Genomic DNA, 23,628 nt, shown 5'->3' on the forward strand with positions numbered 1-23,628 from the left:
ATCGCTATCAAAGGCCGGAGACCAAGAGGAGGTAAGAAATGACAAGTACATATGAATTAGCATTAGTGCTTAATGGTAAGCTTGAAGATGATGCAAGAGCGGAAGCTCTGGAGAAAGTTCAAAATTACATCACAAGATTTGGTGGAAGCGTACTTAATGTCGATGACTGGGGTAAGAAGAAATTCGCCTATGACATCAACAAGCAAAAAGAAGGATTCTACTATTTCATCAAGTTCCAGTCAGAGGACAACAACTGCCCTAACGAGTTGGAGGCAAATGTTCGTATCATGGAACCGGTTGTGAGATACCTAGTCGTTAAGCAGTAAGCTTAATAAAAAGGAGAGATTGTATGAACAGAGCCATATTGATGGGCAGACTAACAAGAGACCCGGAAGTAAGATATTCAAGTGGTGAAAGATCCATGGCTATAGCAAGATATACGCTTGCAGTTGACAGAGGTTTCAAGCGTGGAGGAGATTCATCCGAACAGACCGCAGACTTTATACCATGTGTTGCATTTGATAAAGCCGGCGAGTTTGCAGAGAGATATTTTAGACAGGGAATGAGAGTATTGATTTCAGGTCGTATACAGACAGGAAGCTATACAAACAAGGAAGGTCAAAAGGTTTATACAACTGAGGTTATTATAGATACTCAGGAATTTGCAGACAGTAAGGGAGCAAGCGATAGTGGTAATAATTATCATGCTTCCACAAGACCGTCACCGGCATCGGCAAGTACAGACGGATTTATGAATATCCCGGACGGAGTTGATGACGAGGGTCTACCATTTAACTAGGTTAAAATAAAGAAAGGGGACTTTATCATGGCATTTAACAAAGCTGACAGAGCAGAAGGCTCTAGAAGAAGACCTGCTAACGGATTACGCAGGAGAAAGAAAGTTTGTGCATTCTGTAGTGATAAGGAAAAGGCTATTGATTACAAAGATGTAGCAACTCTTAGAAAATATATTTCAGAGAGAGGAAAGATTCTTCCAAGAAGAATTTCAGGAAGCTGCGCTAAGCATCAGAGAGAAATCACAGTAGCTATCAAGAAGGCTAGACATATAGCTCTTCTGCCTTATGTTGTAGAATAAGATTTAAAATGTAACAAAACCCGTTTTTGTCCAGGACAGAGACGGGTTTTTTGTATTACTTAATGCAATTGTAATGTAAAAAACATATATGTAGTGTATAATGGTAATACAAGTTGAGTGAGTAGTAATATTAGAGCTTTGGATTAAAAACATAATGGAGTAAATATGAAAAAGAAAATACTGTTACCGCTTTTTGCGTTCGGTCTTATTTTGGCAACTCCTACAGTCATATATGCTGAAGGTTGGTCAAGATCCGGTTCCGATTGGATTTACTTGGATAAAAACAACGATAAAGTTACAAATGAGTGGAGAAAAGGTGCAGATGATAAATGGCGTTATCTGAATGATAACGGAGTTATGGCAACGAACAGTTGGGTTGACAATGACAAATACTATGTGGACGATCAGGGACTTATAGCGGAAGGCTGGAGAAAATTAAAAGACGGCAATGAATATTACTGGGCATACTTTCAAAACGGCGGCAAGGCGGTCAAAGGAAATTGGAAGAATATAGACAACAAATACTATTATTTTGACGATGACGGAAAGATGCTTACAGGTTGGATACTTGACAATAACTACTATATAAAGAGTGACGGAACCATGGTGACAGGCTGGTATAAGCTTTTGCCGCCTGACAGTGAAGAACAAAAACCGGGTCCGAACTCGGGAAATAAAGAAAAGTGGTATTACTTTACCAACACCGGAAAGAAGTTCAAACCTGTACTTAACGGCAATGCAAAGTTCGGTGAGAAGAAAATTGACGGTGTAAGGTATGCTTTTGATGAGAACGGCGAGCTTGTATCAGGTTGGATGCAAATATCGGGAGGTTCAAATCCGGGAATAAAGAACTACAGATATATGAATGATGACGGTACCATCAGAACAGGGTGGTATTCTTTGGAGCCTCCTGAGGATTTGCTCGGCAACTACAACCATTTGGTAGAGTGGTTCTATTTTTCATCTACCGGAGAACCCTATGCTTCAAAGACAGATAAGCTTAATATAAGCGACCTTGTAAAGATAAAGGATAAGCAGTACCTTTTTAATAAGAACGGGACACCTGTGTACGGTATTCAAAAGGTCTATCAGGGAAATACCTACAGTGCCTATTATTTTGGAGAGAGCTCACAGTGCTATCTCATTAAGGGCAAGCAGAATATAAAAGAATCTTCAGGCAAAAGTGAAGAATATTTCTTCCAGACATCTACAGGTAAGGGGCTTACAGGAACAAAGGATTCAAAGCTTTATTACAAGGGCAGACTTGTAAGAGCGAATGAATATATGAAATATCAGGTATTTGCCGTGCCGAATGAAAGCGGAAGCGGAACTACAAATTATGTGGTGAACTCTTCAGGCAAGATAGTGTCAAACGGCAAGGTAAGGGATGCGGACAAGGTGGAATACAAGACCAATGCTTCAGGAGTTTTGACTGCAATAGACGGCAGCACAAATATAAGCGGAAGTTTTGAAACACCGCAGGAGCCTGATTGGGCGAATAATGATTGAGAGGTGAAATATGGATTGTATTTTTTGTAAGATAGCTAACGGAGAGATTGCATCGGATACTGTTTATGAGGATGATAACTTTAGAGTAATACTTGACTTGTCGCCTGCAAGCAAGGGACATATGCTTATTTTACCGAAAGTTCACGCCGGAGATATAACGGAACTTAGTGAAGATATAGCGGGTAAGGCACTTGTCCTTGCAGGCAAGCTTGGAAAGGCCGCAATGGTAGGACTCGGTGCTACAGGTTTTAATACTCTTGCAAATACAGGTGAGAGTGCCGGACAGACGGTTTTTCACTGTCATATCCATGTGATTCCGAGATATGATGATGCGTCAAGCATTGTAAGCTGGGCTCCTAAAACAGCCGATAAAGAAGAGCAGAAGGAGACCGCAAAGAAAATATCAGAGAGTCTTAGATGATGGAACTTGGAATAAGTAAAAGAAACTATGTTGTTATAGGTATAATCATAATAAATATAGTATACTTTTTATTTCTTGAGACACATGGAGGTTCGGAGGACACCATGGTCATGTTAAGGTACGGTGCCTGTTTTCCCGACAATATAAAAAGCGGAGAGTACTACAGACTGATAACTTCCATGTTTATGCATTTCGGAATAGAGCATATCGCCAACAACATGCTTATATTGGTACTACTTGGCGGCAAGCTTGAAGATATAATGGGGCATTTTAAATTCTTTATCATATATATGCTTTCAGGCATACTTGCAAATCTTGCATCGGACTGGGCACAGACAATGACAGGGGATTTTGCAGTCAGTGCGGGAGCCTCAGGTGCAATATTCGGAGTGGTAGGCGCTTTGCTGGCATCGCTTGTTTTAAGCAAGGGCAAGATAAAGAATCTCAGTTTGTATCAGATAGTGGTATCTTTGGGGCTTATGCTGTATGCCGGATTCAAAACCACAGGTGTTGACAATATCGCACATGTGGGAGGTGCGGTAAGCGGTGTCTTTATAGGTCTCATACTTTACAAGGAAGATAAAAAGTCGGAGTTGCAATCGGACGAATATTATGATAGAATTTTATAGCTAAATAAGCACATCAGGTAAATGAGAAAAGAGGTGCCATAGGTCCTTTTCTTAGGCCTGATGGAAGAAAAACCAAAGGAGAAAAACAATGAGTGTTATTTCAATGAAGCAGTTACTTGAGGCAGGTGTTCACTTCGGACATCAGACAAGAAGATGGAACCCTAAGATGGCTCCATACATCTACACAGAGAGAAACGGTATCCATATCATCGATCTTCAGCAGAGTGTAGGTATGGTGGATACAGCATACAATGCTATGTCAGACGTAGCTAAGGACGGCGGAAAGATTCTTTTCGTAGGTACAAAGAAGCAGGCACAGGATGCTATCAAGGAAGAAGCTGAGCGTTGCGGAATGTACTATGTTAACGAGAGATGGCTTGGCGGAATGCTTACAAACTTCAAGACAATCCAGTCAAGAATCAAGAGACTTCACCAGTTGGAAGAGATGAGCGAAGACGGTACATTTGATTTGCTTCCAAAGAAGGAAGTTATCAAGTTAAAGAAAGAATGGGAGAAGCTTGAGAAGAACCTTGGCGGTATCAAGGATATGAAGAACATCCCTGACGCAATCTTTATCGTAGACCCTAAGAAGGAGAGAATCTGTGTTCAGGAGGCTCATACTTTAGGTATTCCGCTTATCGGTATCTGTGATACAAACTGTGATCCTGATGAACTTGATTACCTTATTCCGGGTAACGATGATGCAATCCGTGCAGTAAAGCTTATCGTAGCTAAGATGGCGGATGCGGTTATCGAAGCAAACCAGGGTGAGCAGGGTGAGTTGCTTGCAGTATCTGAGGATGCAGCCGATGATTCACTTGAGGGAAATGAGTTCGCTCCTGAGAAGGAAGATTTGGACGAGAGACAGTTCTAATATAAACATTAACTTATAGGCAGGTTGCAAAGCCGGGTTTCCGCTTTGCAACTTGTCATATCATAAAAAGTTTAGGAGGTTTTACAATGGCAGCAGTAACAGCAGCAATGGTAAAAGAGTTAAGAGAGATGACAGGTGCAGGAATGATGGACTGTAAGAAGGCCCTCGCTGCAACTGATGGAGATATGGATGCGGCAGTTGACTTCCTTCGTGAGAAGGGACTTGCAGGAGCACAGAAGAAGGCGGGTCGTATAGCAGCTGAGGGTATCGTAGATGTTTGCGTAAGTGATGAAGCAAAGAAAGCGGTTGTACTTGAAGTAAATGCTGAGACAGACTTCGTTGCAAAGAATGAGAAGTTCAGAACTTATGTAGGTGAAGTTGCAGCACAGGCATTAAAGACAAGCGCAAATACTACAGAAGAGTTCTTGAATGAGAAGTGGGAGCTTGATCCGAGCCTTACAGTAGGTGAGAAGCTTTCAAGCATGATTTCAATCATCGGTGAGAACATGACAATCAGAAGATTTGCAAAGGTTGAAGAGAACGACGGTTGTGTAGTTTCTTATATCCATGCAGGTGGAAAGATCGGCGTTTTGGTAGACGTTGTAAGTGATGTTGTAAACGATGAAATCAAAGAGATGGCTAAGAATGTTGCAATGCAGGTTGCAGCACTTCATCCTAAGTATACTTCAGATAAGGAAGTTGATGCGGATTACCTTGCAAGAGAGAGAGAAATCCTCTTAGCTCAGATTAAGAACGATCCTAAGGAAGCATCAAAGCCTGAGAAGGTTATCATGGGAATGATCGAAGGAAGAGTCAAGAAGGAGCTTAAAGAGATTTGTCTTCTTGATCAGCCATATGTTAAGGCGGCAGACGGTAAGCAGTCTGTAGCAGCTTATGTGGCAGAGGTTGCAAAGGCAAACAATGCAAAAGTTTCTATCAAAGGCTTCGTAAGATTTGAGACAGGTGAAGGTCTTGAGAAGAAGAGCGAGAACTTTGCAGAGGAAGTTGCAAAGCAGATGGCAGGTAACTAATTTAAATAGTATTTTTTTAACAGAGCCAAGGACGTTAAGGTCTTGGCTCTAGTTTTACAAAGGAGAAAAAATGGATATAACAAAAATAGTAACAGATATAATAAATAAGGCAAAGGCGGATCCTGCACTTTTAGCAAATCTTACAAGTGATCCTGAGAAGACTATAGAGAACCTTACAGGTATAGATATTCCTGACGGACAGCTTGATGCTGTTGTAAACGGCGTAAAGGCACAGATTACAAAGGTCGGAATTGCAGGTGCAATGGACAAGCTTGGAGATCTTTTCAAGAAGTAATATGAAATATTTATTTGATTTGCATACGCATACCATAGCCAGCGGCCACGCCTACTCCACCTTAAAGGAAAATATGGAAGAGGCTGTGGCCAAAGGCCTTTCGGCATATGGATTTTCTGATCACAGTGAAGCCGTTCCCGGTTCATGCAAAAACATATACTTTATGAATTTTAAGGTTATTCCCAGAAACTATAAAGGAGTGCTTATACTTAGAGGAGTAGAGGCCAATATCATGGACTTTAAGGGCAATCTTGATGTTGACGAGAACGTACTGAAAAGACTTGATTATGTTATAGCAAGTCTGCATACAATATGTATAGATCCGGGAAGTTTGGATGAAAACATGAACGCATACTTTGGAGTGATGGCAAATCCGTATGTGAAGATAATCGGTCACCCGGATGACGGAAGGTATCCTATTGATCACGACGCACTGGCAAAGGAAGCAGCCAAAATAGGTGTTGCACTTGAGCTTAACAACTCTTCATTGAATCCGAGGTCGGCAAGAGTCGGCGGCAGAGAGAATGCTGCAAAGATGCTTTCGGCCGCCAAAAAATACGGTACATATGTGGTATGCAATACTGACAGTCACTATGCGGACTATGTAGGTGACTTCAAAAATTGTGACAGTTTATTGAAAGAATTAGATTTTCCTGAGGAGCTTGTTTTGAACAACAGTATGGAAAAGCTGAAACTTATTTTAAATAAAGATATCGAAGAGATGTAAAAGATATTCTTATTGAGGGAATTATGGAAAAAAGAAAAGCAAGTATTACAGATATGACCTGTGGTAGCCCTCTAAAACTTATAATGGCATTTGCAATACCGATGCTTATAGGAACACTCTTTCAGCAGTTCTACAGCATGGTAGATACGGTGATGGTAGGTAAGTATTTGGGTGTTAATTCATTGGCGGCTGTGGGTTCCACAGGTGCCATATTCTTTATGGTAAACGGCTTTGTTATAGGGAATACGGCAGGCTTTGCCATACCGGTGGCACAAAAATTCGGTGCAAAAGACTACAAAGAGATGAGAAAATTCACCATGAATGCGGTATATATGGGAATATTCTTTTCTGTAGTACTTACAGCTTTGGTATGTTTGCTTACAAAGACCATACTTGTAGTGACCAATACACCTGCAGAGATAATGAATGATGCATATATTTATATAATAATTGTCTTTGCCGGTATACCTGTAATGTATTTATACAACTTGACTGCAAGTATAATCAGGGCGCTTGGAGATTCAAAGACACCGCTTTATTTCCTTGTAGTGGCAGCACTCCTTAATATAGTCCTTGACTTTGTTTCAATAAAAATTATGGGACTCGGAGTTGCGGGACCTGCCTATGCGACTGTTGTATCACAGCTTGTATCGGGAATACTTTGTGTAATATATATTGTAAAAAAGTTTTATATATTGAAGCTTGAGCCGGGTGAAGGTGCATTATCAATGAGCCATGTAAAGGTGGTACTTTCCATGGGTATACCTATGGGATTGCAGTACTCAATCACAGCTATCGGTTCGGTAATACTTCAGGCGGCGGTGAACGGACTCGGTGCGATTACTGTGGCTGCCGTTACCGCAGGAAGTAAGATAAGCAGCTTTTGTGTGGCTGTAACTGATGCTCTCGGAGCGACTATGGCAACCTACTGCGGTCAAAACGTAGGTGCAGGTAAACTTGACAGAGTAAAGGAAGGAGTAAGGGTTGCCACAATAATAGGTATAATATACGCCGTTTTGGTATTCATTTTTATGATATTTATAGGTGGAGAGCTGCCGAAGCTTTTCGTAGATGCAAGCAAGAGCGATGTAATAAGTCAGGCCAGATTATTCCTCTTATGGAACTCGGGATTTTACTTTGCGCTTATCTTTGTCAATGTTTGGAGAAATTCCATTCAAGGTATGGGATTTCCGATGTTTGCAATACTCTCGGGAGTATGTGAGATGTTTGCCAGAGGTATTGTAGGCTTTGTGGGAGTTAAGTACTTCGGTTTTGTTGCGGCATGTATGGGCTCACCGCTTGCGTGGATTGTAGCGGATATGTTCCTTATTCCGGGATTTATGTACTGTATCAGGAGATTAAGAAAGTTGTTTGCCAAAAGAGAGCCGGTGGAAACATTAAAATATGAATAATTACAATAAAAGAATAGGTATATTGTATATACTTGGAGCCGCATTTGGATTTGCCATGATGGGGCTCTTTGTACGACTGGCAGGTGAACTGCCCACATTTGAAAAGGTTTTTTCAAGAAATTTTGTAGCTGCCGTTGTAGCATTTGTTATGCTTATAAAAAACGGTTACAGGTGGCAAAATATAGGAAGAAAAAATTGGATTTTGTTGTTGCTGAGGTCTTCATGCGGTTTTGTAGGCGTTATCTGTAACTTCTATGCGATTGACCATATGAATATAGCGGATGCTTCCATATTGAATAAGCTCAGCCCCTTCTTTGCAATACTTTTGAGTTTTATAATATTACAGGAAAAACCGGTTATAATGGATATTTTCACTACCGTAGTAGCATTTATAGGAGCAATATTTGTAGTAAAACCGAGTGCGGATTTTGCATTCTTAGTGGCTATGATAGGAGTTCTCGGCGGATTTATGGCAGGTGTGGCTTATGCTCTTGTCAGAAAGATGACCGGAGGGGGAGTGACAGGAATGTTCATAGTATTTTTCTTCTCGGCATTTTCAAGCATATGCTGCATACCGCTTATGGCTATAAATTTTATCACTCCAAGTCCAACACAGTTTGCAATGCTCATCGGATCCGGCTTTTCAGCCATGATCGGACAGATTTGTATTACAAAGGCTTATACATATGCTCCTGCAAAGGAGATTTCCGTATATGACTATACACAGGTTATATATTCGGCGTTGCTCGGTTTTATATTTGTAGGTCAAATACCTGATGTACTTAGCTTATTAGGTTATATAATTATCATATCCATGGCGGTTGTGAAATGGGTATACAACAATAAGAAAGTCCCTGATTAAGGGGCTTTTTTTAACATATCCGAAAATATTTTTGTGGCAATACTTGTACATATATAGTATAGTAAGTTTATATAAAAGATTAAAAATATGGTAAATTAAATATATTATTCTAATAAAATAGACATAATTAGTTAGAAATGTTTAATTTAGAAGGGGGACTATGGAAAATTTTTTGGATTTGAAGAAATTAAATACTTTTGTAAAGATAGCGGAATCGGGAAGCTTTTATAAGGCGTCTATGATACTTGGATATTCGCCTGCAGCCGTATCCATACAGATACAGCAACTGGAGTTTGACCTTGGAACAAGGCTGTTTGACAGACTCGGAAAACAGGTACGTCTGACAGATTACGGCAAGCAATTTTACCCTTATGCCGAAAAGATACTTATGTTAAATGAAGAGGCAAAGGAGTCACTGATAAGGACTGATGACCCTATCAGAGGAGAACTTAGAATAGGTACGGTTGATTCCATATGTGATACCTTGTTTCCGCAGATACTTGCGGAATACCACGAAAAAAATCCCGGTGTTATACTGGAAATTAAAGTATCCACACCGGCGGAATTGTTTGATGCACTGAAGCACAACAGTATTGATATAATGCTGTTTTTAGATAAGCCGTATGTCGCAAAAGATTTTGTGGAAGATATTCAGGTGGATACCGATGTGGTGTTTTGTGCATCGGCTAAACATCCTCTGGCATGTAAGAAGTCTATAGATTTGAAGGAAGTGTTGGAATATCCTTGTATACTTACAGAGAAAAACTCAAGCTACAGATATATTTTGGAGAATAAACTGTCCGAACTGGGACTAAGTATAAGTCCCGGTATAGAGTCGCAGAATACAAATCTTATTATCAAGCTGCTTTGTAAAAATATGGGATATTCGGTTTTGCCGAGATTTTTGATAGAACAAAAGTTAAGAGATGATGTGCTTAAGGTACTTCCGATAAAGGACTTTAATATCAAAGCAAAGTATCATGTGCTGCACAAAAAGGACAAGTTTGTCAACAGACAGATGGAAAGTTTTATAAATCTGTTGAAAAAGCAGGCGGATGTATTGCAGGTTGTTGATAAGTATCAGGATATTGCAATGAGCGTGTAATATATCACTGAACTGACGTTCTTTATACTATACTTTTATTTTGCCTCATGCTATAATTTTTCATGTTGGCGCTTTGCCACGAGATAGGGGTTAAATAATGGAATTTAAATTACATTCGGAGTTTTTGCCTACAGGAGACCAGCCTCAGGCAATAGAGGCGCTTGTAAACGGATTCAGAGAGGGAAATCAGTTTCAGACATTGTTAGGTGCCACAGGTTCGGGCAAGACCTTTACAATGGCAAATGTTATTCAGAAATTACAAAAGCCCACGCTGATAATAGCGCATAATAAGACATTGGCGGCACAGCTGTACGGTGAGTTCAAGGAGTTTTTCCCTGAGAATGCGGTGGAATACTTTGTTTCTTACTACGATTACTATCAACCGGAGGCATATGTACCGTCTACAGATACATATATTGAGAAAGATTCGGCAATAAATGATGAGATAGATAAGCTGAGACACTCGGCAACGGCATCCCTTTCAGAGAGAAAGGATGTTATTATAGTTGCTTCGGTTTCATGTATATACGGACTTGGAAGTCCTATAGATTATCAGGAGATGGTGGTATCGTTAAGGCCCGGAATGGAAAGAGACAGAGATGATGTCATAAGAAAGCTTATTGATATGCAGTATGACAGAAATGATATGGATTTTCACCGAGGTACTTTTCGTGTGAGAGGAGATGTGCTTGAGGTATTTCCGGCCGCATCCACATCCACGGCATTAAGATTCGAGTTTTTCGGTGACGAAGTGGACAAAATACTTGAGATAGATACGCTTACGGGAAATATTATAGCGGAACTTGCACATGCCGTGATATTTCCGGCATCACACTATGTGGTAGCGCCTGAGAAGATGAAGGTGGCTACCGAAAACATACTGAAAGAATGTGAGGAGAGAGTAAGTTTCTTTAAATCTGAGGATAAACTTATAGAGGCACAGAGGATTGACGAGAGAACACATTTTGATGTGGAAATGATGAGAGAGACCGGTTTTTGTTCGGGAATAGAAAACTATTCAAGACATCTTACAGGTTCTGCACCGGGAGAGCCGCCTTATACGCTTATAGACTACTTTAAGGACGATTTTCTTATTATTGTAGACGAGTCACATATCACAATACCGCAGGTCAGAGGAATGTATGCAGGAGACAGGTCAAGAAAGATGACTTTGGTAAACTACGGTTTCAGACTGCCTTCGGCACTTGATAACAGACCTTTGGAGTTTTCGGAGTTTGAATCAAAGATAGATCAGATGCTTTTTGTTTCTGCTACACCGAGTGTATATGAAAAAGATCATGAGATGCTTAGAACAGAGCAGATTATAAGACCTACCGGGTTGTTGGATCCTCCTATAAGTGTCAGACCTGTAGAAGGTCAGATAGATGATCTGATAGGTGAGGTGAATAAGGAGATTGAAAAAAAGAACAAGATTCTTATCACTACACTTACAAAAAGAATGGCGGAAGATCTTACCGAGTATATGAAGGAAGTGGGTATCAGAGTGAGATATCTGCATTCCGATATCGATACTTTGGAGAGAGCCGAGATTATCAGAGATATGAGACTTGACAAGTTCGATGTCTTGGTGGGTATCAACCTTTTGAGAGAGGGACTTGATATACCTGAGATTACATTGGTTGCAATACTCGATGCGGATAAAGAAGGATTTTTAAGAAGTGAAACCTCACTTATTCAGACCATAGGAAGAGCGGCAAGGAATGCTGACGGACATGTGATAATGTATGCCGACAATATGACCGATTCCATGAAGGCGGCTATTGACGAGACCTACAGAAGAAGAGGTATACAGGAAGCTTATAATAAGGAACACGGTATCACTCCGACTACAATAAAGAAGGCTGTCAGAGATCTTATAGCAATATCAAAGGCGGCAGACAGCGTTTCGTCTATTGATAAGGACGTTGAGTCTATGGACAAGGCGGAGATACAAAAACTTATAAAAGAGCTTGAGAAAAAGATGTTTAAGGCTGCGGCAGAGCTTGATTTTGAAAATGCGGCACTTTTGCGTGATAAAGTAAGCGAACTGCGTGCAAACCTATAAATAAAGCCGGAAAATTTTTTATAAAATTCGGGTTTTAATATAAAATATAACGGAGAATAAAAGTGGCAGAAAAAAATGTGTCAAAGAGCCTCGAAAGAGTGGTGGCGGAGACAGCCATGCTTGCAGGTGAGACCATGCTTATAGCGGGCGCGGAGATAAGCAGAGTGGAAGATACTATGAACAGAATACTGGACTATTCAAAGTGTGAATCACATACCGCGTTCGTTTTGGCTACAGGTATCACATTAACTCTTGACAGCGAAGAGGGGCTTATCACCATGTCAAAGAGAGTGCCTGACAGGACTACAAATATAAACAGAATATATCTTATCAACAATGTATCAAGAGCCTTAAGTGCAGGTAAAATGGATATATATGAGGCATATTCCGAAATAAAAAAGATAAAGGATGTAAGACAGTTTACAGGTATTTTATACGGTCTATCCTTTGTGGGAGTGGCACTGTTTTTTACAATGATGCTTGGAGGAGACTTTACAGACTGTATGGTGGCAGGTATAGCCGGACTTGCGATGGCTGTCACACAGTGGGTACTTACACCTTTCGGATTCAATTCGTTTTTCTTAAATATGATATCCACACTCAGTATGGCGCTTACTGCGGTAGGCTTTAAGAAGTTTTTTCTGCCGGGTATAAATATCGATCTTGTGATTATAGGCGGAATCATGCCGATAGTTCCGGGCGTTGTGTTTACCACGGCTATGAGAGATACATTGAACGGAGATTATACTGCAGGTGTCAGCAGAATGCTTGAGACTGGAGTAGTGGCTTTTGCGGTGGCGGTAGGTGTGGCGCTGGCATATGTGATTTTGTGAGGAGTGTATGATATTTAAAATAATAGGTGCATTTATTGCGGTGGTGGCCTTTTGCATTATGATAGAGCTGCCGAAAAAATATATGGTACAGGCGGGGCTTACCGGTATGATAGGATGGGGAGTGTATCTGCTGGTGGATATAATAGGACATAGGGTAGAGATAGATGCACTCATATCTGCACTCTGTATAGCTACCATGTCGCATATACTTGCCAGAGTCTTGAAGGCGCCGGTAAGCAACTTTTTGATACCGGGTATACTTCCTATAGTTCCCGGAGGTTCAATATACAGATGTGCGTATGCATTTATAAACGAGTCTTCATATCTCAGTACATATATGAATGAGACATTGAAGATTGCAGGCTCTATAGCGCTTGCGATATTCTTTGTAGACTCGGTATTCAAACTGCATATGCCAAAGAGAAAATAAAAAGCTCCAAGGGCTTACTTTGGAGCTTTTTTTGCACTTAAAACCTGAATGCATAAAAATGTATAAATATAAATATGCATAAATATCGCACAAAATGTGTCTGCGAGTAAAAGACATGAGGCTCTAAACGGTGTTCTTCTCGGACGGACACGCCTAAAACAGACGTTTTACAAGGTGTTTTTCTACCAAAGACAGTATAGAAATCACGGTAAAAATCTCGGTGTGACAGCAATTTTATCATAAAAAACAGCAAGATTGCAATTGACTTTTTATAGCCGTAAACTTAATGTAGTAGGTAGATAGGGGGGATTTACACTTTGATCCCTGATACTTTTTTAATAAGAATAATGATCTTTACGGAGGTTTAGTATGTATTATATCGGTGTTGATTTGGGGACTTCAGCCCTTAAACTTGTAATGATGAAGGGCAACGGAGAACTTGTAAAAACTGTATCTAAGGAATATCCGCTTTACTTTCCACGTTCAGGGTGGAGTGAGCAAAATCCTACAGACTGGTTTTTGGCGGTGAAGGAGGGGCTTAAAGAACTTGCAGCATCTGCGGATGAAAAGATAGCAGGTATCAGTTTCGGCGGACAGATGCATGGACTTGTAATTTTGGATAAGGATGACAATGTGCTAAGGCCTGCAATACTTTGGAATGACGGCAGAAGTACTGAGGAAACAGACTATTTGAACAATGTTATAGGCAAAGAAAAACTTTCTGAGCTTACTGCAAATATTGCATTTGCAGGATTTACCGCTCCAAAAATACTTTGGGTGAAGAATAATGAACCTGAGATTTTTGCAAAAATTTCAAAAATAATGCTTCCGAAGGATTATATCAGCTATATGCTCAGTGGAAGCTTCTCTACAGATTATTCGGATGCTTCGGGTATGCTGCTTTTGGATGTAAAGAACAAAAAATGGTCAAAGGAAATGATTGACATATGTTCTATTTCAGAGGATATGTTGCCGAAGCTTTATGAAAGCTATGAGGTGGTAGGTGCTATAAAGCCTGAGCTTGCAAAAGAACTTGGACTTAATGATGACATAAAGATAGTAGCAGGAGCCGGAGATAATGCGGCGGCGGCTATAGGTACCGCCACAGTGGGTGAAGGTGCCTGCAATATTTCTCTTGGAACTTCAGGAACCGTATTTATCTCAAGTAAGAACTTCGGTGTGGACAGCTTTAATGCCCTACATTCATTTGCCCATGCGGACGGAAACTATCATCTGATGGGTTGTATGCTCAGTGCGGCGTCATGTAATAAGTGGTGGATGGAAGAAATATTAAAGACAAAGGACTTTGCAAAGGAACAAAGTGATATAGACAATCTCGGTGAGAACAATGTTTTCTTTTTGCCTTATCTTATGGGAGAGCGTTCTCCTCACAACGACCCTGATGCCGCAGGTACATTCATAGGGATGAGAATGGATACAAAAAGAGAGGATATGACACTTGCGATATTTGAAGGTGTTACCTTTGCTCTCAGAGATTCACTTGAAGTGGCAAGAAGCCTCGGCATCAAGATAGATAGAACGATGATCTGCGGCGGAGGTGCCAAGAGTCCGCTTTGGAAAAGACTTGTGGCTAATATACTTAATGTAGAGGTGGAAGTGCCTGTAAGTGAGGAAGGACCGGGATTCGGTGCGGCTATACTTGCGGCGGTAGGCTGTGGAGAATATGAAAGTGTAGAAAAGGCTGCAAAATCTATAATAAAAATTAAAGAAAAAATAAAACCTGAGGCCGATCTTGTGGTAAAATATGAAGAGAAGTATCAAAAATTCAAAAGGATATATCCTGCCTTAAAGGATGTATTCAAAGAGATTAGATAAGGATGGATTTATGTTAAAGATAGGCACAAAGGCACCGGAGTTTTCACTGCCGGATGAGAACGGAACCGTTAGAAATCTTTCAGATTATGAAGGTAAGAAACTTATATTATATTTTTATCCTAAGGACAATACTCCGGGATGCAGTGCGCAGGCTTGCGGCTTTGGAGAACTGTATCCGCAGTTTATAGAAAAAGGAGTAGAGGTTGTAGGCATCAGTAAGGACAGTGTGGCATCACATAAGAAATTCAAAGATAAGTATTCATTACCTTTTACACTGCTTTCAAACCCTGAGCTGGATGTTATACAGGCTTATGATGTATGGCATGAGAAAAAGCTGTACGGAAAGACTTCCATGGGAGTGGTAAGGACTACATATCTGATAGATGAAAAGGGATTTATCATAGAGGCTATGGAAAAGGTGAAGGCTGCCAAAAATCCGAGTGATATGCTGGAGAGCTTGGGATGAAAATAATAGTATCACCTGCCAAGACTATGGTAGAAAACAGTGACAGCTATATCGGCAGCAGTGTACCTAAATATATTGATTACAGTCTGATTCTTTTGGATGAGATAAGAAAAAAGTCTTATGAAGAGCTGAAAGAGATTTGGAAATGCAATGAAAAGATTGCAAAAGAAAATTTTGACAGGTTTAAAGATATGAATTTGCAGGGGAGTCTTACCCCTGCAATATTTTCATATCAGGGTATACAGTATCAATATATGGCTGTAAATGTGATGGAGGCTTCTTCACTTGAATATATAAGAGAGAATCTGTATATACTCTCAGGCTTTTTCGGTATACTTAGGGCATTTGACGGTGTGAGTCCTTATAGACTTGAGATGCAGGCAAAGATGGAAATCGGAAAGCACAAAAATCTTTATGAGTTTTGGGGCGATAAGATTTATAAAAGCTTGTTTCAAAATAATGAAGTGGTGATAAATCTGGCTTCAAAGGAGTATTCAAAGACTGTAGAGAAGTATCTTTCAAAAGATGATAAATTTATCACCTGTATATTTGCCGAAAGAAGAAACGGTAAAACAGTACAAAAGGCGACTCTTGCAAAGATGGCAAGAGGTGAGATGGTAAATTATATTGCCGGTAAAGATATTCAAAATGAAGAAGACATAAAAAAATTTGACAGACTCGGATTTTCTTTTGACAGTGAGTTGTCGGATGCAAACAAGTATGTATTTATATTGGAGCAGCGGTAAAAGTATGTATATTTCAAAACCTTACAAGGGCAGACCTGCTGATATGGAAAACAGGCAGGAAAAAGAAAAAAGATGCTATGATTTCTTGGACGGAATCGGTGTGGAGTACGAAGTGGTCGACCATGACGAGGCCTCGGATATGGAAAAATGTAAAGAGATAGAAGGTGCACTCGGAGTAAAAATTTGCAAGAATATAGTACTTTGCAACAGGCAGGAGACAAAATTTTTTCTCTTTATGATGCCGGGTGACAAAAAATATGTGACAAAGGATGTTTCAAAGAAACTTGAAATGTCAAGGCTTTCATTTGCAAAGGAGAACTATCTTAAGGAGTTTTTGAATGTAACTCCGGGGTCTGTAAGTGTGCTGGGACTGATGAATGATAAGGATGACGTTGTCAAGCTTGTTATAGACAGAGATGTTATAAAAGCCGATTTTATCAGATGTCATCCCTGTGTAAATACGTCTACATTGAAGATAGCGACTGACGACTTTTTGAATAAAGTGATACCGGCACTGAACAAAGAAGCCAAGATAATAGATAATGAATAAGAAAGAGACATTTGTTGCAATTGATTTAAAATCCTTCTACGCCTCTGTGGAATGCAGAGAAAGAAATCTTGATCCGATGGATGTGAATCTGGTGGTTGCAGATGAGAGCAGGACGGCAAAGACGATATGTCTGGCGGTAAGTCCCGCACTCAAAAGCTTCGGAGTACCGGGCAGACCGAGACTTTTTGAAGTGTTGAAAAGACTTCAGGAGATAAATCACAGAAAACAAAAGCTTGTAGGAAAACTTGAAGGCAAGTCTTCATCATTGGCGGAGCTTAGGAAAAATCCGAAACTTGAAGCCGATGTGGTGGTGGCAATCCCAAGGATGAAAAAGTATATGGAATACAGTGCAAAGATACTTAGCGTATACTTAAAGTATGTTTCTCCTGAGGATATATATGTTTATTCTGTAGACGAGGTATTTATAGATCTTGGCGGATATATTTCAGATAATGCCGTAGAGTTTGTGGAAATGATGGTTAAGGATGTCTTTGATACCACAGGAATCATTGCAAGTGCAGGCATCGGTGAAAATATGTATCTTGCAAAGGTGGCGATGGACATTGTGGCAAAAAAGGCTAAGCCGAATGAGCATGGAGCAAGGATTGGAGAACTCAGTATAAGTTCATATCGAGAGCAACTTTGGAGTCATACTCCTATCACAGATTTTTGGAGAGTAGGAAGAGGGTATGCAAAGACTTTGGCAAAGTACGGTATACATACCATGGGAGATATAGCAAGAGAGAGCCTGAAACAAAACAGGGGAAATGAGGGAATGGATCTTTTGTACAGGCTGTTCGGTAAGAATGCAAGCTTTCTGATAGAGCATGCCTGGGGAATTGACAGTACACAGATAAGGGATGTGAAGTCATACACTCCTGAGAAAAAGAGTATCAGTGAGGGACAGGTTTTACTTAGACCCTACAGTTATGAAGAGATGAGAACCATTGTGATAGAGATGGCGGAGAGGCTTTCATTCTCATTGCTTGAAAAGGATATTTTGACAAAGCAGATTACTCTAAGTCTGGGATATGATATAGAGAGTCTTTCAGACCCCGATATAGCAAAGAAGTACACTGGCAATATTACCAAAGACTTTTATGGAAGAAGTATACCTGAGGGAGCTCATGGAGTGATAAATCTTTTAGCATATACCGATTCCACCAAAGAGATATGTAAGAAAAGTGAAGAACTTTTTGAGAGACTTGCAAATCCCATACTGCTGTTTAGAAGGATAACCATAGTTGCAAGTGAGATAAGTAACAAAAACAGCACGGGCTGCATTGGAAATCTTTTGGAAGCAAGCAGTATTTCTAAAGAAAAAGAGAACAGCAGAATGAAAGCCGTACTCAAAGTAAAAAGAAAGTTCGGAAACAATGCCATATTTAAAGGATTGAATCTTAAAGAAGAGGGAACCGCACTTGACAGAAACAGGCAGATAGGCGGGCATAAGGAATAAAGTAGAGATACATTGAGAGATATAGAACCTGAATTACGTAGTCACTGTAAAATTTAAAACGTCGGAACTTTCGTGGTGAAAAATCAAGAACAACATTCATGGGGAGATGCCTTTATAAAATCGTTGGCTAAAGATTTACAAAAAGAGTTTCCCGATATGAAAGGTTTTTCTGAAACAAATATTAAGTATATCAGAAGATGGTATTCATTTTATATAAAAGGGCTACAAGGTGTAGCCGAATTAGAAAACAACGAAAGCAATTCAAAAGGACTACAACCTGTAGCTCGATTTGATGAAAGAGTTATAAACCATATTAAACAGATACCTTGGGGACATAATCAGAGGATAATAAATAAGTGTAAAACCATTGATGAAGCCATATATTATGTTAATAAAACTATTGAAAACGGATGGAGCAGGAATGTACTCGTACGTCAAATTGAAAGCGGATTATATGGCAGGGAAGGAAAATCTATAACAAACTTTGAAAAAAGGTTACCGGCTTTACAATCAGATCTGGCAAGACAGACGTTAAAAGATCCATATAATTTTGATTTCCTTACCATTCGTGAAGGATATGATGAAAGGGAACTTCAAAAAGAACTTGTTGACAAGATTTCTGATTTTTTACTTGAACTTGGTGAGGGATTTGCTTTTATAGGCAAAGAATATCACATAAATATAAATGGGGATGATTTTTATATTGATTTGCTTTTTTACAATTTGAAACTCCATTCTTACATTGTTATAGAACTGAAAGCGGAGAAGTTTAAGCCGGAACATTTAGGACAGCTTAATTTTTATGTAACAGCAGTGAATAGAGAACTAAAAACTGATAGAGATAATGCTACGATTGGACTTATTATTTGCAAAGATAAAAACGATGTCGTTTGCGAGTATTCATTAGAACAAATATCGCAACCTATAGGTATAAGCAAATATGAGATTACTAAATTATTTGAAGCAGAATATAAGAGCAGTTTGCCGAGTATTGAAGAAATAGAGAAAAAGATCAAAGAAATAGATACGGATAATTAAAAACATCGAAGAAATGAATAATTATTGGCTAATGACGATTGGGAAAAATCACTAATCGTCAAATAAGGAGACATCTTATGAGAAAATTTAAGACGATTTTTGTTACAATGATACTTGCGGTATTTCTACTTAGCGGATGTTTTCATTCAGACAAGGCCGAAGATAACGAGCCGGATGTTCTGACAAAAACATCATGGATTTCATATGATGACGGATCATATTGGGTGTTCAATGAGGACCACAGCTTTTTCTGGTATCAGGAAAAGGGAGTTACCGATGACAATTACTATGGCGGAAAATATAAATTGTACAGAGGTGAGGAGGCGATGGATTTTATAGAAAAGAAGCTTTCCTCCTATGGTGTGACAAAGGCCGAGCTGATGGAAGTTATAAACAGATCGGACGAATATAAAGTAGAAGATTTTATATGTATTTATACAAAGAATACGACATTTATGTTGGATGGTAAGGAACAGATATCTAAGCCGAATATGATACCCTACATGGGATTTCTTTTGAAAGATGAAACGATACTTGATATTGCAAATATTAAGACCGGATCTTACTACGGATTTATCAAAGAAGAATAGAAAATTTATATAGTCCACGCATTTATGTTACTGATAAGTTTAAGCATTACTTTTTCAGGATATATTGCGTGGGCTTTTCTTATTACTCTTTTATAAATACAGTAAACAAATAAAATTTTGCACTATGAAGCTTAGTGCAATAAAATATATAAACACATATAAAATATTACAAAATACTGAGGTGATTATTTAATTATATCGTTACAAGATATTAAGAACAGATAAAATAATAAAAAAGAACAGAATCATACTGCATACATTGTTGGAATTACATAAAATAAGTAATATAATATAATTGTTCTGAAAATAAAATATAAGGAGGTAACTTCAGAGGCGGCACATTTTGAGGCATTACAGCCTTCATTCAATCAAATGGATCAGTTGATACCGGGCATAGCAAAGCAGTGTGATGACGTGGCAAATGCAACTTGGGCATTAGATGAAGAGATTGCAAGCAAGTTTAAGTAGAAGTCAGTTTTGTAGATAATGTATTTATGTTATCGATAAGTTATTATTTAGTTTATTAAGATATATGAATACATGGGTATTTTTGAATTTGAAGGTATAAAATGAAAAATAGAAAATTGAGTAAGAATGAACAAGGAATAATAGGTATTATTGTAGTAATAGCTTTTGTGGTTGGACTGGTATTCCTCAGAGATATACTTGTAAAAAGGGGAGTGAGCATTTTGATGTTAACAAGAGAAGATTACATGAATGCAGTGGAATACTATATGCAGAAAAAATATGGAGAGAAGTTTGAAGGTGAGTATATAGTTGAGGACAGTATATACGTTCATCCAAAGGAAAATCCTCAGTGGCATGCAGTAGTAGAAGTTTATAGTGAAAATGGATTAACTTACTTTAGTGATAATTATGTAGGATACCTAAAGAAAGATGAACTTGAAAAGTATATATATGAGCTTGTAAAGCCTATATATGGAGAGTGTAAAGTTTACACACATCCATATGGTTTTGCACTTAATGACAGCTTTAACAAAGATACAGATATAATGACATATGTAAGTAATAGTGACTATACTACATATATATTTACAGATAAAAAGACTGAAAATATAGAAAAAGATTTTAGAAAGGCATGTGAAATATTTGTAGATAAAGATTTGCAGACCAACAGATTACTGGTTACATATATCACAAAAGAAGACTTAGATAAGTTTGAAGAAGACTTAAAAGATTATACATTTAATACATTAAAGTTTTATTATAGAATTTCTAGCTTTTATGATAAGGCATACAAGACAGGTTTTGATGATGATATAGATATATTGGAAGGAGACAAGGAATATGGCAAGTGATAGACCTGCAGATAAAGGCTTGCAGTAAAAAACAAATGCCGGAAAATGGTAAGTATATTATAGATAGGATTAAAGAACAGTGGATATTGCATCGGAGGGGTGAATTTATGCTAAGGAAATATAAGAAGATAATTTGTGCAACAGTAATTATTATTATCGTATTTGCATTATATACTGTAAATAAAATAGCTTTTTTCCATGATCCTGAGTTTGAAAGAGCTGTAAGAAATACTACTATAGGTAATACTGTGTCAGGTGCACTACAGAAGGAGTATCCAATGTTACAGGGAGAGAGTCCTATTAAAGGTATAATTTGGAAGAAGGATTTGGAGAATATAAACTTTGTATCTATCGATTTTAGAGAGTATAGGGTGAAAGATATAAGCGATATAAAATATTTTAAAAATGCAGAAATAGTTATGTTAGGCTATTTAAGTGCATATACCGGAGATAAGAGCATATATGAGGAAGAGCATGTACTTGACAATTTATACAAGGCAAAGAGTTTAAAATACTTGGATAATTTGCAATTATATAACTTAAAGGTAGATGATGAGGGCATAGAAAATATAAAGAATATGTTTCCGAATGCAAGGGTAATTATAGAATAACTGTATACAGATTTTTCGACTCTGTTTTTTCAATAACAATAAATTTCAGAAAATACAATATAAAGAATATTGAAGATATAAAGTACTTCAAGAATGCTAAATTTATAGGGTTTTGTTATGTGAGTGCATATGTCGGAGATAAGAGTATTTACGAGGATGAGCATGTGCTCGATAATATATATTTAATAAAAAAATTGGCACATTTAAAGAAGCTGGATTTATATCATTTGAAGATAAATGAAGACATTGAAGCTATGTTTCCTGAAGCAGAAGTTTCTATCGAGTAGAGGTTAAAAATCAAATGTTGAAAAAGAGAAGACTAAGCCAAAACGAAGAGGCAATAAGGGGTATTTTACTGATAATAGTTTTTATAGTTGGACTTGTATTTCTCAGAGATGTACTTGTAAAAAGAGGAGTGAGCATTACTATGTTAACAGAGTCAGATTATATAAATGCAGCGGAGTATTATATGCAGAAAAAATACGGAGAGAAATTTGAAGGAGAATATGTATATGAAGACAGCGTTTATGTACACCCAAAGTCAAAACCGGAGTGGCATGTGGTTGTGGACTTTGAGAGTGAGGGAGGTATGACATCTTTTCATGATAATTATGTAGGATACCTAAAGAAAGAGGAACTTGAGAAGTATATATATGAGCTGGTAAAGCCGATATATGGGGAGTGTAAGGTGTATATAGAGCCGCATGGATTTGCATTAGAGGATAGTTGGAATAAAGATACAGATATAAGAATATATGCGAGTAAAGGAGATTATACTACAAATATATTTACAAATAATAACATAAAAGATATGGATACAAAATTTAAAAGCATATGTCAAATTTTTATTGATAATAAACTTGAAAGTAATGCAATACTGGTAACATATATTACGAATACTGATTTAAGTGATTTTCAAGAGAAATATATCGATATGGTAAATAATAGACGAATTTTTTTCTATAGGGTAGATGCGGTATATGATAATGTTGAAAAAAGATTTATAGATATAGATATATTGAAAGGAAATGAAGACTATGCCAAGCAATAATAGACAAACAGAAGATGAATTACAGGAAAAAGCATTATATAACATCCTACAATATAAGAAGATAATTTGTGCAACCCTAATTATTATTATCGTATTTGCATTATATACTGTAAATAAAATAGCCTTTTTCCATGATCCTGAGTTTGAAAGATTTGTTAGAGAAACGAAAGTTTATAGTACAATGTTTGCAATAGACAAATATAAGAGATATAAACCTATAGATGGTGTTATATGGAAGAATGATTTGAAAGATATAGAAGATATATATTTAGACTTTAGGGAATATAAAATAAGAGATATAGGTGACCTGGTATATTTTAAAAACGCTAAATCAATATGGTTGGTATATTCAAGTGCATATGACGGAGATAAGAGCATATATGATGACGAGCATGTACTTGATAATTTGTACAAGATAAAAGATTTAAAATACTTGGATGAATTGCAATTATATCACTTAAAGTTAGATGATGAAGCTATAGAAAATATAAAGAAAATGTTTCCTAATGCAAGTGTAGTTATAGAGTAAATATATACGGATATTTGTATATAGATTATGATCCGGGTGGTATTAGTTGGAAGAAAGATCTTAAGAGAGCAGAGTATGTGTCAATAAACTTTAGAGAATATAGAGTGAAAAATATTGAAGCTATGTTTCCTGATGCAGAAGTTT

Annotated in this window: 28 protein-coding genes; all 28 read left to right on the plus strand. The window is 38.0% G+C overall.

Annotation, left to right across the window (positions count from 1 at the left end; all coding sequences use genetic code 11):
- Positions 1-38 precede the first annotated feature (38 nt).
- The 28 genes from rpsF (at position 39) to EHW90_RS01975 (ending at position 23,484) form a co-directional block, all read left to right on the plus strand.
- Positions 39-326, plus strand: a complete 288-nt coding sequence (rpsF, locus tag EHW90_RS01835; RefSeq protein ID WP_009447253.1) for a 30S ribosomal protein S6 — start codon at positions 39-41, stop codon at positions 324-326.
- Between the two features lie 23 nt (positions 327-349).
- Entirely contained in the window at positions 350-799 is a 450-nt protein-coding gene (locus tag EHW90_RS01840; RefSeq protein ID WP_009447254.1) for a single-stranded DNA-binding protein, read from the plus strand.
- A 27-nt stretch (positions 800-826) separates the two neighbouring features.
- The gene (gene rpsR / locus EHW90_RS01845) at positions 827-1,096 is read left to right on the plus strand and encodes a 30S ribosomal protein S18 (RefSeq protein ID WP_007595675.1); all 270 of its coding nucleotides are present in this window, start codon (positions 827-829) and stop codon (positions 1,094-1,096) included.
- Positions 1,097-1,261: 165 nt separating this feature from the next.
- Positions 1,262-2,605, plus strand: coding sequence for an N-acetylmuramoyl-L-alanine amidase family protein (locus EHW90_RS01850; protein WP_124950798.1), 1,344 nt, complete (start codon positions 1,262-1,264; stop codon positions 2,603-2,605).
- Between the two features lie 10 nt (positions 2,606-2,615).
- Positions 2,616-3,026 carry an HIT family protein gene (locus EHW90_RS01855; RefSeq protein WP_060932359.1) on the plus strand — a complete coding sequence of 137 codons (411 nt, stop codon included), beginning with the start codon at positions 2,616-2,618 and terminating at the stop codon, positions 3,024-3,026.
- The gene (locus tag EHW90_RS01860; RefSeq protein WP_124950800.1) at positions 3,023-3,655 is read left to right on the plus strand and encodes a rhomboid family intramembrane serine protease; all 633 of its coding nucleotides are present in this window, start codon (positions 3,023-3,025) and stop codon (positions 3,653-3,655) included. Before EHW90_RS01855 ends, EHW90_RS01860 begins: the two co-directional genes overlap by 4 nt.
- Positions 3,656-3,743: 88 nt before the next feature.
- Positions 3,744-4,529 carry a 30S ribosomal protein S2 gene (gene rpsB, locus EHW90_RS01865; RefSeq protein WP_124950802.1) on the plus strand — a complete coding sequence of 262 codons (786 nt, stop codon included), beginning with the start codon at positions 3,744-3,746 and terminating at the stop codon, positions 4,527-4,529.
- Between the two features lie 86 nt (positions 4,530-4,615).
- Positions 4,616-5,560 carry a translation elongation factor Ts gene (gene tsf / locus EHW90_RS01870; RefSeq protein WP_124950804.1) on the plus strand — a complete coding sequence of 315 codons (945 nt, stop codon included), beginning with the start codon at positions 4,616-4,618 and terminating at the stop codon, positions 5,558-5,560.
- A gap of 70 nt (positions 5,561-5,630) precedes the next feature.
- Positions 5,631-5,855 (plus strand): hypothetical protein, encoded by a 225-nt coding sequence (locus EHW90_RS01875; RefSeq protein ID WP_009447262.1) that lies wholly within the window; start codon positions 5,631-5,633, stop codon positions 5,853-5,855.
- A 1-nt stretch (position 5,856) separates the two neighbouring features.
- Entirely contained in the window at positions 5,857-6,582 is a 726-nt protein-coding gene (locus tag EHW90_RS01880) for a phosphatase (protein ID WP_124950806.1), read from the plus strand.
- A 23-nt stretch (positions 6,583-6,605) separates the two neighbouring features.
- Complete coding sequence (locus tag EHW90_RS01885; RefSeq protein WP_124950808.1) at positions 6,606-7,994, plus strand: MATE family efflux transporter; 1,389 nt, start codon at positions 6,606-6,608, stop codon at positions 7,992-7,994.
- Positions 7,987-8,856 carry a DMT family transporter gene (locus tag EHW90_RS01890; RefSeq protein WP_124950810.1) on the plus strand — a complete coding sequence of 290 codons (870 nt, stop codon included), beginning with the start codon at positions 7,987-7,989 and terminating at the stop codon, positions 8,854-8,856. Before EHW90_RS01885 ends, EHW90_RS01890 begins: the two co-directional genes overlap by 8 nt.
- Positions 8,857-9,016: 160 nt before the next feature.
- Positions 9,017-9,961 carry a LysR family transcriptional regulator gene (locus EHW90_RS01895; RefSeq protein WP_124950812.1) on the plus strand — a complete coding sequence of 315 codons (945 nt, stop codon included), beginning with the start codon at positions 9,017-9,019 and terminating at the stop codon, positions 9,959-9,961.
- Positions 9,962-10,058: 97 nt separating this feature from the next.
- Positions 10,059-12,026 (plus strand): excinuclease ABC subunit UvrB, encoded by a 1,968-nt coding sequence (gene uvrB, locus EHW90_RS01900; protein WP_124950814.1) that lies wholly within the window; start codon positions 10,059-10,061, stop codon positions 12,024-12,026.
- A 62-nt stretch (positions 12,027-12,088) separates the two neighbouring features.
- Complete coding sequence (locus EHW90_RS01905) at positions 12,089-12,859, plus strand: threonine/serine exporter family protein (protein WP_009447273.1); 771 nt, start codon at positions 12,089-12,091, stop codon at positions 12,857-12,859.
- Positions 12,860-12,866: 7 nt separating this feature from the next.
- The gene (locus tag EHW90_RS01910) at positions 12,867-13,289 is read left to right on the plus strand and encodes a threonine/serine exporter family protein (RefSeq protein ID WP_009447274.1); all 423 of its coding nucleotides are present in this window, start codon (positions 12,867-12,869) and stop codon (positions 13,287-13,289) included.
- A gap of 369 nt (positions 13,290-13,658) precedes the next feature.
- Entirely contained in the window at positions 13,659-15,125 is a 1,467-nt protein-coding gene (gene xylB, locus EHW90_RS01915) for a xylulokinase (RefSeq protein WP_124950816.1), read from the plus strand.
- Positions 15,126-15,135: 10 nt separating this feature from the next.
- Positions 15,136-15,591: a peroxiredoxin gene (locus EHW90_RS01920; RefSeq protein WP_060930976.1), complete on the plus strand. Its 456-nt coding sequence runs from the start codon at positions 15,136-15,138 to the stop codon at positions 15,589-15,591.
- Positions 15,588-16,337 (plus strand): peroxide stress protein YaaA, encoded by a 750-nt coding sequence (yaaA, locus tag EHW90_RS01925; protein ID WP_124950818.1) that lies wholly within the window; start codon positions 15,588-15,590, stop codon positions 16,335-16,337. The genes EHW90_RS01920 and yaaA overlap by 4 nt, the downstream gene beginning before the upstream one ends.
- A 4-nt stretch (positions 16,338-16,341) precedes the next feature.
- A complete protein-coding gene (locus EHW90_RS01930) occupies positions 16,342-16,887 on the plus strand; it encodes a prolyl-tRNA synthetase associated domain-containing protein (protein ID WP_124952614.1) in 546 nt (181 codons plus the stop codon).
- Complete coding sequence (locus EHW90_RS01935; RefSeq protein WP_207667026.1) at positions 16,880-18,346, plus strand: Y-family DNA polymerase; 1,467 nt, start codon at positions 16,880-16,882, stop codon at positions 18,344-18,346. The genes EHW90_RS01930 and EHW90_RS01935 overlap by 8 nt, the downstream gene beginning before the upstream one ends.
- Positions 18,347-18,418: 72 nt before the next feature.
- Positions 18,419-19,384, plus strand: a complete 966-nt coding sequence (locus EHW90_RS01940) for a PDDEXK nuclease domain-containing protein (protein ID WP_279221878.1) — start codon at positions 18,419-18,421, stop codon at positions 19,382-19,384.
- Positions 19,385-19,461: 77 nt separating this feature from the next.
- Positions 19,462-19,974 (plus strand): hypothetical protein, encoded by a 513-nt coding sequence (locus tag EHW90_RS01945; protein ID WP_124950822.1) that lies wholly within the window; start codon positions 19,462-19,464, stop codon positions 19,972-19,974.
- A 569-nt stretch (positions 19,975-20,543) separates the two neighbouring features.
- Positions 20,544-21,293 carry a hypothetical protein gene (locus EHW90_RS01955; protein ID WP_124950824.1) on the plus strand — a complete coding sequence of 250 codons (750 nt, stop codon included), beginning with the start codon at positions 20,544-20,546 and terminating at the stop codon, positions 21,291-21,293.
- A gap of 107 nt (positions 21,294-21,400) precedes the next feature.
- Complete coding sequence (locus EHW90_RS01960; RefSeq protein WP_124950826.1) at positions 21,401-21,904, plus strand: hypothetical protein; 504 nt, start codon at positions 21,401-21,403, stop codon at positions 21,902-21,904.
- A 119-nt stretch (positions 21,905-22,023) separates the two neighbouring features.
- Entirely contained in the window at positions 22,024-22,191 is a 168-nt protein-coding gene (locus EHW90_RS13335; protein ID WP_243113886.1) for a hypothetical protein, read from the plus strand.
- A gap of 17 nt (positions 22,192-22,208) precedes the next feature.
- Positions 22,209-22,955: a hypothetical protein gene (locus tag EHW90_RS01970; RefSeq protein ID WP_124952615.1), complete on the plus strand. Its 747-nt coding sequence runs from the start codon at positions 22,209-22,211 to the stop codon at positions 22,953-22,955.
- Complete coding sequence (locus EHW90_RS01975; RefSeq protein WP_124950828.1) at positions 22,942-23,484, plus strand: hypothetical protein; 543 nt, start codon at positions 22,942-22,944, stop codon at positions 23,482-23,484. Before EHW90_RS01970 ends, EHW90_RS01975 begins: the two co-directional genes overlap by 14 nt.
- The last annotated feature ends 144 nt before the right edge of the window (positions 23,485-23,628 follow it).

Origin of the sequence: Lachnoanaerobaculum orale, assembly GCF_003862485.1 — a bacterium.
Taxonomy (GTDB): Bacteria; Bacillota; Clostridia; order Lachnospirales; family Lachnospiraceae; genus Lachnoanaerobaculum; species Lachnoanaerobaculum orale.

Coding starts and splice junctions, on each gene's coding strand:
- EHW90_RS01875 (WP_009447262.1), top strand. CDS start 5,631: ATGGATATAACAAAAATAGTAACAGATATAATAAATAAGGCAAAGGCG.
- EHW90_RS01860 (WP_124950800.1), top strand. CDS start 3,023: ATGATGGAACTTGGAATAAGTAAAAGAAACTATGTTGTTATAGGTATA.
- yaaA (WP_124950818.1), top strand. CDS start 15,588: ATGAAAATAATAGTATCACCTGCCAAGACTATGGTAGAAAACAGTGAC.
- EHW90_RS01935 (WP_207667026.1), top strand. CDS start 16,880: ATGAATAAGAAAGAGACATTTGTTGCAATTGATTTAAAATCCTTCTAC.
- EHW90_RS01880 (WP_124950806.1), top strand. CDS start 5,857: ATGAAATATTTATTTGATTTGCATACGCATACCATAGCCAGCGGCCAC.
- rpsF (WP_009447253.1), top strand. CDS start 39: ATGACAAGTACATATGAATTAGCATTAGTGCTTAATGGTAAGCTTGAA.
- EHW90_RS01910 (WP_009447274.1), top strand. CDS start 12,867: ATGATATTTAAAATAATAGGTGCATTTATTGCGGTGGTGGCCTTTTGC.
- EHW90_RS01960 (WP_124950826.1), top strand. CDS start 21,401: ATGCTAAGGAAATATAAGAAGATAATTTGTGCAACAGTAATTATTATT.
- EHW90_RS01885 (WP_124950808.1), top strand. CDS start 6,606: ATGGAAAAAAGAAAAGCAAGTATTACAGATATGACCTGTGGTAGCCCT.
- EHW90_RS01840 (WP_009447254.1), top strand. CDS start 350: ATGAACAGAGCCATATTGATGGGCAGACTAACAAGAGACCCGGAAGTA.
- EHW90_RS01855 (WP_060932359.1), top strand. CDS start 2,616: ATGGATTGTATTTTTTGTAAGATAGCTAACGGAGAGATTGCATCGGAT.
- uvrB (WP_124950814.1), top strand. CDS start 10,059: ATGGAATTTAAATTACATTCGGAGTTTTTGCCTACAGGAGACCAGCCT.
- xylB (WP_124950816.1), top strand. CDS start 13,659: ATGTATTATATCGGTGTTGATTTGGGGACTTCAGCCCTTAAACTTGTA.
- EHW90_RS01945 (WP_124950822.1), top strand. CDS start 19,462: ATGAGAAAATTTAAGACGATTTTTGTTACAATGATACTTGCGGTATTT.
- EHW90_RS01895 (WP_124950812.1), top strand. CDS start 9,017: ATGGAAAATTTTTTGGATTTGAAGAAATTAAATACTTTTGTAAAGATA.
- tsf (WP_124950804.1), top strand. CDS start 4,616: ATGGCAGCAGTAACAGCAGCAATGGTAAAAGAGTTAAGAGAGATGACA.
- EHW90_RS01920 (WP_060930976.1), top strand. CDS start 15,136: ATGTTAAAGATAGGCACAAAGGCACCGGAGTTTTCACTGCCGGATGAG.
- EHW90_RS01930 (WP_124952614.1), top strand. CDS start 16,342: ATGTATATTTCAAAACCTTACAAGGGCAGACCTGCTGATATGGAAAAC.
- EHW90_RS01955 (WP_124950824.1), top strand. CDS start 20,544: ATGAAAAATAGAAAATTGAGTAAGAATGAACAAGGAATAATAGGTATT.
- rpsB (WP_124950802.1), top strand. CDS start 3,744: ATGAGTGTTATTTCAATGAAGCAGTTACTTGAGGCAGGTGTTCACTTC.
- EHW90_RS01890 (WP_124950810.1), top strand. CDS start 7,987: ATGAATAATTACAATAAAAGAATAGGTATATTGTATATACTTGGAGCC.
- EHW90_RS01850 (WP_124950798.1), top strand. CDS start 1,262: ATGAAAAAGAAAATACTGTTACCGCTTTTTGCGTTCGGTCTTATTTTG.
- EHW90_RS01975 (WP_124950828.1), top strand. CDS start 22,942: ATGCCAAGCAATAATAGACAAACAGAAGATGAATTACAGGAAAAAGCA.
- rpsR (WP_007595675.1), top strand. CDS start 827: ATGGCATTTAACAAAGCTGACAGAGCAGAAGGCTCTAGAAGAAGACCT.